Raw genomic sequence first — 10,900 nt, forward strand, 5'->3', positions numbered from 1 at the left:
ATGAAATACTTCGTAGGATTCGGTGTTGTTAAAACCAAAAAGAGTTCTTTGAGGCTCAATAGGGGTGTTTAAGGAGTAATATTCCTTTTCTTTCTCAGACCAAATCATTACAAAAGACATGTATTCAGGTGTTCCCCCACCAGACGTTTGAAGTCCTTGGTTGACCTGATTATATGCGAAATATAAGTTGCCAATCTGAATAGATAAAAATTCACCTTGAAGAGGGCCGGGACTAAGTTGAATCATTTCCATCTTTTGATAATCAATAAACTCTTTGAAGCCATCTAGATGGGTAAAGGATCTGTAGACAATCCGAAGATTGTCTGTCCCAGGAGCATCTTTAGGTTGGGAAGTTTTACTTTTGTTTTCATTCATAAACAAAGTCATGTATATAGCATTTAATAAAAAAATAATCAACTATTTATAAGTAAAAACAATAAATTTTAAAAACTTATTTTTAAATTTATATGGCTGAGAAAGTTGGAATTTTTGAGTCTTCCAACAGAGAGTTTACCACTAAGCTTGGGTTTAAAGTATTTCCGCTACCCGATCATACAAATGGCCATTAAGACTACTTTGATCGTGATTTGGAATGTAGCTTGAATTTTTATGAGGTTTTACCCATGTTTTTTAACGGTTTTTTGAACCGGATTTTCAAAGGAGTAGTGGCGATCGCGATCGCCACCTGCCTCCTTTTGACCACCATTGCCCCACCCGCAATGGCCCAACAGATTCTTCCCCACCCCGATCCAGCTTTCACTGGCAAAATCGGTCTAACTTATGAAGACTCTGAAGAGGTCGAACTCCAATTGAAAGAGCCTTCAACCTTTGGCATTGAAAATGCGCCCAATATCCTGTTGGTGCTGCTAGATGACGTGGGCTATGGCCAGATGGGAACCTTTGGTGGCAAGATTAAGACTCCAACACTGGATCGACTGGCTGAAAATGGTTTAACGTACACTCAATTCCATACCACAGGCCTCTGTTCTCCCACCCGTGCAGCTCTCCTCACCGGACGTAACCACCACTCTGTTGGGACTGGTGTGACTACCGGAGTTGCAACGAGCTTCCCTGGATATTCAAGTGTGATTCCCCAGAACACAGCCACCTTTGCGGATGTATTGCAAGCCTACGGTTACGCAACTGCGTGGATTGGTAAAAACCACAACGTCCCAGATTGGGAAACCAGCGCTGTGGGACCCTTTGATCGTTGGGCCCAAGGGCTAGGGTTTGACTATTTCTATGGCTTTGTCGGGGGCGACGTCGATCAATACACTCCCCCGCTCGTGGAGAATACTACTCGCTTGATTCCGCCAGAAAAAAATGCCGATGGTTCAGACTACTACCTGAATACGGATTTGGCCGACCACGCCATCAACTATATCCAGACCACAAAAGCGCTGGCAGAAGATAAGCCCTTTTTTGTTTACTTTGCTCCCGGTGCGACTCATGCGCCCCACCAAGTTCCCAAAAAGTGGATCAAAGACTATAAAGGGAAATTCGATATGGGCTGGGATAAGTACCGTAAGAAAACCATTGAGCGGCAAAAAGAATTAGGTGTGATTCCCGATGATACCCAATTAACCCCTCGTCCAAAGTCTCTACGGAAGTGGGATTCTCTGAAGCCAAACAAGCAGCGGTTATATGCCCGCATGATGGAGGTGTTTGCTGGTTTTACCGAGGAGACAGACCACGAGGTTGGTCGGGTGATTGATGCCATTGAGGACCTGGGTGAGTTAGATAACACCTTGATTATCTACATTGCTGGAGACAACGGTTCCAGTGCAGAGGGTGGCCTGCAAGGGGTGACCAATGAATTGACCTTTTTCAATGGTCTTGAAGAAGACTTTCAGGACAAGCTCGACGCGATCGACGAATTGGGCAGCGAGATGCACTATAACCACTTCCCTGCGGCTTGGGCTTGGGCAATGGATACCCCGTTCCAATGGACTAAGCAGATTGCGTCTCACTTTGGGGGAACTCGCAATGGCATGGTGATTTCCTGGCCCGATCGCATTACCGATGTGGATAAGAAGCGCTATCAGTTCAGTCATGTCATCGACATTGCTCCCACCATTCTGGAGGCTATTGGTATTGAAGAACCCACCCTATTCAATGGGGTCATGCAAAAGCCGATCGAGGGAACCAGTTTAGCCTATACCTTTGATGCAAAGTATAGGCTTGATCAAACTGATGATCCAACTGCAGATCAAACTGATGATCCAACTGCAGATCCAACTGATGACAATAAAAAATATAATGCAAGTAAGATCAATGCCCCCAGCAAGCATACCACCCAGTACTTTGAGATGCTCACGAACCAAGGGATCTACGACAAAGGCTGGATGGCCAGTGCCAAGCGCGGAGACCCCTGGCTTTCAGAAAACCCCGAGATGGATCTGTTGGACATGCCCTGGGAACTCTACAACATTGAAAAGGACTTTTCTCAAGCGGTGGATTTGGCTGACCAAAAGCCGAAGAAACTCGAAGAGATGATCAAGTTGTTTTATGCGGAGGCCAGCAAGTATAACGTTTTGCCGTTGGACGATCGCAAAGGTGACCGGGTTGATGTGGCCAATCGTCCCAGTTTGACCAAAGGACGTGACGTCTTTACCTACCCCGATCATTTTCGCGTTCCCGAAGGTTCAGCCCCCGATCTCAAAAGGAAGAGCCATAAAATTACGGCCAATGTAATTTGGCCTGAAGATGGCGAAGGAATGCTGTTGACTTTGGGAGGCCGTTTTAGTGGATACGGTTTGTTTGTCCAAAATGGTAAACTGGTGTATCACTACAACTGGGCGGGAATCGAACGCTACAACATTTCAGCGCCTTTGCCTGCCGATTTGCCCACCGATACACCGATTACTTTGGAGGCTGTTTATAAAACCGTATCACAGGAAAAGATTAATCAAAAGATTGATGAAAAGATTAAAAAGGAGGATGTCAATAACGATGTCAAAGAAGTAATAGGTAAATTACTAGGTGCCGAAGTGAACCTCTACGCTAACGGTGAACCTCTGAAGATTAAGGGAAACAATTTGGTTTGTAAGAGCATTCCCAACCGCTTCACCTTAGATGAGACCCTTGATGTGGGCTTTGATACGGGTACGCCTATCCGAGAAAGCTATAAAGATCAAATGCCTTTTGACTTCACCGGAACGTTGAACTCGGTGACGATCGAATTAATTAAGGATGTTGCAGACCCAAATGTCTTAGAGCCATGCAGAGAGGAATATGAGGAGTTCCGTCTTAATCGCATTCCGTTCTACGATTAAGCCATGCAAAATATCAAGATTGCAGGCACAATTCGAGGGTTGATTTAAAGTCGGAATAGGAGTAAATACCTGAGTCCATAACTTTTAACAGGGTGGGCATTGCCTACCCTGATTCATATCATAGCCCGAACTATAGCGCTACTTGAAAAGGTAACAGGGAACAGGGAACAGGAGACTGTAAAAAGGTTTTAGGATTTAAAAATGTCCTAACCTATTTGCGTAGTGCTATAAAAAGAGGCGATCGCGATTTGCCAATACCGCAGGGCGATCATCTCTTTATCCTTGCGACTAACTGACAATTTCTAGGCTCTTTTAAGGTGACAATGATTTTCTATTGCTAGAATTTCAATGCAAAAAAAATTAGGATTTGATATTGACATTGACACTTCAGGGAAATATAGTGGCTTTGTCAGAGCTAAAGCTTTAACAGCGAACCAATTTATCGTCACCTACGGGAAATGATTTGGTAACGAAACCCAAAACTTTCCCTTTCATTACTGTTGTTTATGAGATTTAATCAATGTTTTTGCAACGAATGTTGAGAGCGATCACGATATTTGTGATCGCTATCTCCCTCCTATTGGGAAGTATTACTCCCCCTGTCTTGGCAGAAGAAACTGTTGATTGTACGGTTGAGGGAGCTTGCCTGCCATTCCCGCCAGTGCCATCAGCCAGCGTCGCCGGACCGACTTTGGACGAGTCCACCATGGAGCGGCGCGAGGAACCGAACCGTATACCCATCGAAGATTCGCCCAACATCCTGATTATCCTGCTGGATGATGTGGGCTTCGGGCAGGCTGACACCTTTGGTGGCGAGATCCACACGCCGACTCTAAGCCGTCTGTGGGATGAAGGGATTGCCTATAACACCTTTCACACTACCTCCATCTGCTCGCCCACCCGCGCCGCTCTCTTAACAGGGCGCAATCACCACCGGGTCCAATCAGGTACGATCGCAGAATATGCGGTGGACTGGGATGGTTACCTGGGGGTTATTCCCAAGACCTCCGCCACGATCGCGGAAGTTTTGAGCGAATACGGCTACAAAACCTCTGCCTTTGGCAAATGGCACAATACCCCAACCAATGATACCACAGCAATGGGTCCATTCGATCGCTGGCCTACTGGGCATGGTTTCGACTATTTCTACGGCTTCATTGCCGGTGAAACATCTCAGTATGAGCCGCGCCTCTATGAGAACCTCAACCCCATAGAGCCGCCCCACGACGAGTGTGACAACCTGATAGAGCAGTTCCAGGACGAGTGTTACCACCTGAGTGAGGACATGGCGGATAAAGCGATCGCCTGGATGCGTCACCACCGTTCCTATTCTCCCGACAAACCCTTCTTGATGTACTGGGCACCAGGGGCAGCCCACGGTCCTCACCACGTCTTCAAGAAATGGGCAGATAAGTATAAGGGTAAATTCGATGACGGCTGGGACGAGTACCAAAAGCGAGTCTTTGAAAACCAGCGGGACGTCCTGCACTGGATTCCAAAAGATGCCGAGCTAACTCCTCGACCTGAAACCATAGCAGCATGGGATGAGATTCCCGAGTCGGAACGTGACTTCCAACGGCGGTTGATGGAGGTCTATGCAGGCTTTCTCGAACATGTGGATACCCAAGCTGGTAAGGTGATCTCGGAACTCGACGATCTGGGCATTCGCGACAATACCATCGTCTTTTATATTGTTGGTGACAACGGAGCCAGTGCCGAAGGTCAGGAGGGCACTATCAGCGAATTTCTTGCCCAGAACCTAATTACCAAGACGGTCGAGGAGCAACTTGATGCTCTTGAGGAACTAGGCGGACTTGATGCCCTGGGAACCAAACAAACCGAAAATATGTACCACGCGGGTTGGGCCTGGGCAGGGGATGCCCCCTTCCGTTATACCAAGCTAGTTGCTTCCCACTTCGGTGGCACCCGCAACCCCATGGTAATCTCCTGGCCTAAGGAGTTCAACAAGCCCGATGGCATCACCAGGAATAAAACCATCCGGTCTCAGTTCCACCATGTTAACGATATCGCTCCAACTATCTACGATATCCTGGGCATTACCCCCCCTGAAGAGGTTTACGGCTTCAAGCAAACTCCCCTCGATGGGATTAGCATGAAGTACACCTTCGACGATGCCAACGCACCGGGTCAAAAGAAGGTTCAGTATTTTGAGAACTTCGGCAGCCGAGGCATCTATGAGGATGGCTGGTATGCCTGCACCTTCGGTCCTCAGGAACCCTGGAATACAGCTGAATCAGCAGCCAAATTAAAAGAGTGGGATTCCACTCAGGACGATTGGGAACTGTATCACATTACCGAGGACTTCACTCAAATGCACGATCTGGCAGCTCAGTACCCAGAGAAATTGAAGGAAATGAAAAAACGGTTCTTGGAAGAGGCAGAAAATAACTTGGCATTCCCCATTGGGGGCAGCCTGTGGATCAACATTCATACCGAAGACCGGATCGCGAGTCCCTACACTAGCTGGGTCTTTGATGAAGGCACAACTCGTATGCCTGAATTCACTGCACCGGGTCTAGGTCGTCAAAGCAACCTGGTTACGATCGATGTCGATCTGAAAAAAAATACTTCCGGCGTTCTCTATGCCTTGGGAGGTTCCGGTGGCGGTGTGAGCTTGTTTATGGACGACGGAATTCTCAAGTACGAGTACAATATGCTGCTCCTAGATCGTTATAAGGCTGCATCAGATGCACCGCTCTCTGATGGTCATCACACCATTGAAGTAGAAACAACCATTGAGAGTTTAGAGGAAGCAGGTGAAGTGGTTACAGGTGAAGTGGTTATACGAGTGGATGGTGATGAAGTCGGCCGAACCACTATCGAACAAGTCGTCATCGGAGCCTTCAGTGCCAGTGAAACCTTTGATGTGGGCACGGATCTGGGGGCACCAGTTTCCCTAGACTATGCCGAACGCGCTCCCTTTGAGTTCGACGGGACGATTAACACTGTGAAAGTTGAGCTTGGAGATTCAATTGAACCCTACCAAGCTTCGGAAGATATGAGTAATGAAGACTTCTGGGACATAATCATTCAGCAGCTTGAGAAACATTATTCAACTAAGTAGCGATCGCTATTCACAGGACTTACCCATGAGGTAGGAAAAACGTAGGTTATCCAACAGCCGGATCGAATGCCTAAGTAGCTAATGAATTTAGTTTCGATGGGGCGGGTTGAGTGACCCAATTGGGTGAGCATTGCTCACCCTAATTACTCGGAAGAATAAACCTTACAAACTAGGACTAACAAAAATATGTCAATTTATAGCAATATTAAACTTTTACCGGTCAGATTAACTTACTAACCTAAGTTCGACTGAACTTCCTGGCTGTAGTCAGTCGGGAGTTTTTCCCTCTCATATTAAATAAATGAAGTTTCTTTGTTCATATCAAATCTCCATAATTACTATACTCAAGTCATTGCGACTTACACTCTGTGGAAGAAAGCAATATCCGCACACCCCTGAGATTGCTTCCTATCGTCGCAATGACGACTGTTCTCTATATAAAAGCTATTCTCCACATCAGAAAAAAGATTCTACGACTCAAATTATGAATAATTCTCAAAATTATATTCAAAAACTCTTAATTGTTCTCAGTGTTTTTATTCTTGCCGTTACTATTTTTAGTCCGAGTGCATTTGCCGTACCCTCTTCTACTTGTCCCCAAAATATGGAATTCATTCCCGGAGGAGAGTTCAAAATGGGTTCAGATAAACCAGAATTTATCGAAGAACTACCTGTAGAAAATGTGACTGTCAGTTCATTTTGCATTGACTCCCACGAAATTACTAACGCCGAATTTACCAAGTTTGTTGAAGATACAGGTTACGTTACCGTCGCCGAACGTCCTCTATCAAAATCACAATTTCCTGATTTACCAGATGAGGAGCGATCGCCTGGTTCTATTGTTTTTGAACCTCCCGCAGAAGGCATTCAACAAGTCGCTTATCTGAGTTGGTGGCATTGGGTTGTGGGAGCAAACTGGCAACATCCCTACGGGCCCGATAGTAATATTAGCGGGAAAGCAAACCATCCCGTTGTTCATATTGCCTACGAAGATGCCTTAGCTTACGCCAAGTGGGCAGGAAAACAACTTCCCACGGAAGCTCAATGGGAATATGCTGCCAGAGGTGGTTTAAAAGAATCTACTTATAGCTGGGGTCAAGAATATTCTGCTAAAAAAGCCAACACCTGGCAAGGATTTTTTCCCTTTCTAAATACCAAAGCGGATGGCTATTTGGGAACTGCTCCCGTTGGTTCCTTCACGGCGAATGGTTACGGTTTATATGACATGACAGGTAACGTTTGGGAATGGACTGCCGATTGGTATCGGGTTGAACGCAAGAACATGGCTCATAGCGTTAATCCAGAGGGCCCCAGACAAGCCGAAAGTTTTGACCCCAAAAAACCTGCCGAGGGTGCCGTACACGTGATTAAAGGTGGTTCACACCTCTGTGCGCCCAACTATTGCAGTCGATACCGTCCGGCGGCACGAGAGTCTCAGTCACCCGATACAGGAACCACTCACATTGGTTTTCGGCTTGTGAAAAATTTGGGCTAACTAAATAATGAATAATTAATAATGAATAATTAAACTCGGATAGTCCAGCTAATAGGGTGCGTTATATCAAATCCGGATAATTAATATACCCAAGTCATTGCGAGTGGAACGGAGTGGAAGGAAGCAATCTCCGCGCATCCTTGAGATTGCTTCCTATCGTCGCAATGACGACTGTTCAACCGGATTTTTGGCAAAAGTACAAAACTAAAATTATTCTTTAGGAAAATTTTAGCCAAACAATTCACGATACATTAATGTAATCAATCTGCATTAGGATTGCTCCAACATAGATTTTCGATTTGAATCTTTCAGATGGTTTGGTAGTTTCCTGACCCATTGACTGAGTTTAGGTCCTGCAATAGGGCGATTGCCTCCGGCACCAGCGGAGCTGAACGCTTCCTAACCAGAGGCCATCGCAAAAAAACTAAACCTATGGACATTTCGTCCAGAGTTAATGTTGTTATTTAGAGGTTTTTCTTAATGATTTTCAATCGTATTTGGCAGCATCTGTGGAAGAAGGTAGTGGCGATCGCAATAACCACTACTTTCTTTTTTAGTGTTGCTGTCCCCCCGGCGACAGCATGGAACCTATTCGACTTCTTCAAAGGGCTTGACTGGTTTAGCAAATCCGAACTAGCTCCCACCAGCACTGCTGCTGAGTCTGAGGCTACAACCTTCACCCTGCAACTTCTCCATGCTTCCGATTTTGAAGCTGGCCTGGAAGCTCTGCAAGACGCCCCTCGTTTTTCAGCCGTCCTCAATGCTCTCAAAGAGGACTACCCCAATACGCTTTTCCTTTCCTCTGGAGATAACTACATCCCCAGTCCGTTCCTGTTTGCAAGCGGCGACCCGACCATGAGTGACACCCCTGTAGGTAAAGCTGGTATTGGTCACGCTGATATCGAAATCCTCAACCAATTGGGCGTTCAAGCCTCCACTTTTGGCAATCACGATTTCGATTTGGGCACCAAGGAAGTGAGCGATATCATTCAACCTTCCGGCGAATACCGTGGGGCGTTGTTTCCTTATCTGAGCGCGAACTTAAATTTTGGTACAGACCCCGACTTGGCAGACCGGGTGACGGAAAACGGACAAGAAATTAGCACGCTGGCAGCAGGAGAATTAGCTGGAACGGCGATCGCTACTGTTGGTGGTGAAAAGTTCGGCATCGTCGGTGCAACTACACCATTGTTACCTGTAATCTCTTCCTCCGGCAACGTAACTGTACTCCCTGAAAATGATACGGACTACGACGCCCTGGCTGCTGATATTCAGGCTGCTGTAGACGAGCTGACAGCAACGGGCATCAACAAAGTAATTCTTTTGTCCCATATGCAACAGTTGAATATCGAGCGCGACGAACTTGCACCCCGCCTCCGAGATGTGGATATCCTCGTTGCGGGCGGTTCTCATACGTTGCTCTCTGATGAAACAGACCGCCTCCGCACTGGAGATACCAGCGCTGGTCCTTATCCTATTCTCAAAACTGATGCGGACGGAAACCCAATCGCTGTAGTCAACACGAAAGCAAACTATACTTATGTGGGTCGCCTGGTGGTAGACTTCGATGCCGAAGGTATCCTCATACCCAGTAGCATCGATCCTAGCATCAGTGGAGCTTATGCCACTGACGAAGAGGGGGTTTCCGCCACTGGTGGCACGCCAGTTCCGGAAATAGTGGAAATCGTTGATGCCCTCAATGGAGTCATTGCTACCCAGGATGGCAACATTTTTGGCAACACGACGGTTTTCCTACGAGGCGATCGCTCCTATGTCCGCACTCAAGAAACCAATCTAGGCAATCTGACTTCCGATGCCGATCTGGCATACGCCAAAACGGTAAATCCCAAGACGCGTATAGCTTTGAAGCATGGGGGTAGCATCCGTTCCAACATCGGCATCATCAATGCAGCGAGTGGCAGCACCGACCCCAATGACTTTGAACTGTTGCCCCCAGAAGCAAATCCGGAGGCAGGCAAAGCAGAGGGAGAGGTTTCGGAACTCGACATCAATAATTCTCTCCGCTTCAACGACGGACTCACCCTGATTACTCTCACGGCAGAACAACTCTTACAGACACTCGAACATGGGGTTGCAGAGACAGCTCCCGGTGCAACCCCCGGTCAGTTTCCTCAAGTCGGTGGTCTGAAATTTAGCTTCGATCCAGAACGTCATGCTGGCGATCGCGTTATCTCTTTAGTAGTCTCTGGTGATGGCGAATCTGATGTTGTTGCTGAAAATGGCGAACTGGTTGGCGACCCCAGTCGCACCTTCCGGGCGATTACTCTTGGCTATCTCGCTGACGGTGGCGACAGCTATCCTTTCCCCAGTTTTTTGAATGCCGATCCAGTTTTGTTCGACCGTGTCGATCTCTTGGGCGAGCCAGATAGCGATGGCGATGGAGATTTTGAACCGGAAGAAGACCTCAACAAAAACGGGGTGAGAGATGAAGCAATAGCAGAACCTTTCGATGGCGTTGCTGACTTCTCTCCTTTCGGCACTGAGCAGGACTCACTGGCGGAATACTTCCATCAAGTTTTTCCTACGGCAGACAGCGCCTTTAGCCAAGCGGACGCCCCCCCTGCCTCTGACGAGCGGATTCAGAACCTAGCGTTTCGGGAAGATACAGTGATTTCTCAATAGACATAGGCGTGAAAAAGATATAGCAGAAGAAGGAAGGAAGAAGGAAGAAGCAAGAAGGAAAAATCTTGCGTTATCTGAGTTTTAACCTTTTAATATGTCCTAATCTTTGCTTCGACTGCTATATAGACTTTTTGCATATTGTTTCGGTAATGACCCTGGCAACGTTTAATCAATAGCTAACTAAGGAACTTGTGCCTAAAGAACATACCAGTTATTTAGCATACTGCAAGTGAGAATCGGATACACTTGCCTCAAAGATCTACTGCACTACTTTAGAAGTAGTAGCTGAAGTCCAAGCTAATTCTACCTTGTTATCAAGTGTAACTGATTAATTAATCTTGTTAAGGAGAGCGATCAAGCACAATTCTGAATCATTTAGTTTTAAGGCGATCGCCGTCCTCT

At 46.7% G+C, this 10,900-nt stretch carries 5 protein-coding genes; 4 read left to right on the forward strand and 1 reads right to left on the reverse strand.

What is annotated here, in order from left to right; all coding sequences use genetic code 11:
- The coding region (locus tag F6K13_RS05095) for a hypothetical protein (protein ID WP_287286950.1) at window positions 1-375 on the reverse strand (375 nt) is incomplete at its 3' end.
- A 248-nt stretch (window positions 376-623) separates the two neighbouring features.
- Between F6K13_RS05095 and F6K13_RS05100 the strand changes: the two genes are divergently transcribed.
- From F6K13_RS05100 to F6K13_RS05115, 4 genes are all read left to right on the forward strand, one after another.
- Window positions 624-3,275: an arylsulfatase gene (locus tag F6K13_RS05100; RefSeq protein WP_287286951.1), complete on the forward strand. Its 2,652-nt coding sequence runs from the start codon at window positions 624-626 to the stop codon at window positions 3,273-3,275.
- Window positions 3,276-3,795: 520 nt separating this feature from the next.
- On the forward strand, window positions 3,796-6,360 hold the full coding sequence (locus tag F6K13_RS05105; RefSeq protein WP_287241916.1) for an arylsulfatase: 2,565 nt from the start codon (window positions 3,796-3,798) through the stop codon (window positions 6,358-6,360).
- A 352-nt stretch (window positions 6,361-6,712) separates the two neighbouring features.
- Window positions 6,713-7,855, forward strand: a complete 1,143-nt coding sequence (locus F6K13_RS05110; RefSeq protein ID WP_287241914.1) for a formylglycine-generating enzyme family protein — start codon at window positions 6,713-6,715, stop codon at window positions 7,853-7,855.
- A 480-nt stretch (window positions 7,856-8,335) separates the two neighbouring features.
- Window positions 8,336-10,498, forward strand: coding sequence for a bifunctional metallophosphatase/5'-nucleotidase (locus F6K13_RS05115; RefSeq protein ID WP_124145408.1), 2,163 nt, complete (start codon window positions 8,336-8,338; stop codon window positions 10,496-10,498).
- Window positions 10,499-10,900: the final 402 nt, after the last annotated feature.

The sequence above is a fragment of the Okeania sp. SIO2B9 genome (assembly GCF_010672505.1).
In the GTDB taxonomy this organism is placed as follows: Bacteria; Cyanobacteriota; Cyanobacteriia; order Cyanobacteriales; family Microcoleaceae; genus Okeania; species Okeania hirsuta.

Bases quoted from the DNA above. Each gene is read 5' to 3' on its own strand.
- F6K13_RS05115 (WP_124145408.1), top strand. From the start codon at position 8,336: ATGATTTTCAATCGTATTTGGCAGCATCTGTGGAAGAAGGTAGTGGCG.
- F6K13_RS05105 (WP_287241916.1), top strand. From the start codon at position 3,796: ATGTTTTTGCAACGAATGTTGAGAGCGATCACGATATTTGTGATCGCT.
- F6K13_RS05100 (WP_287286951.1), top strand. From the start codon at position 624: ATGTTTTTTAACGGTTTTTTGAACCGGATTTTCAAAGGAGTAGTGGCG.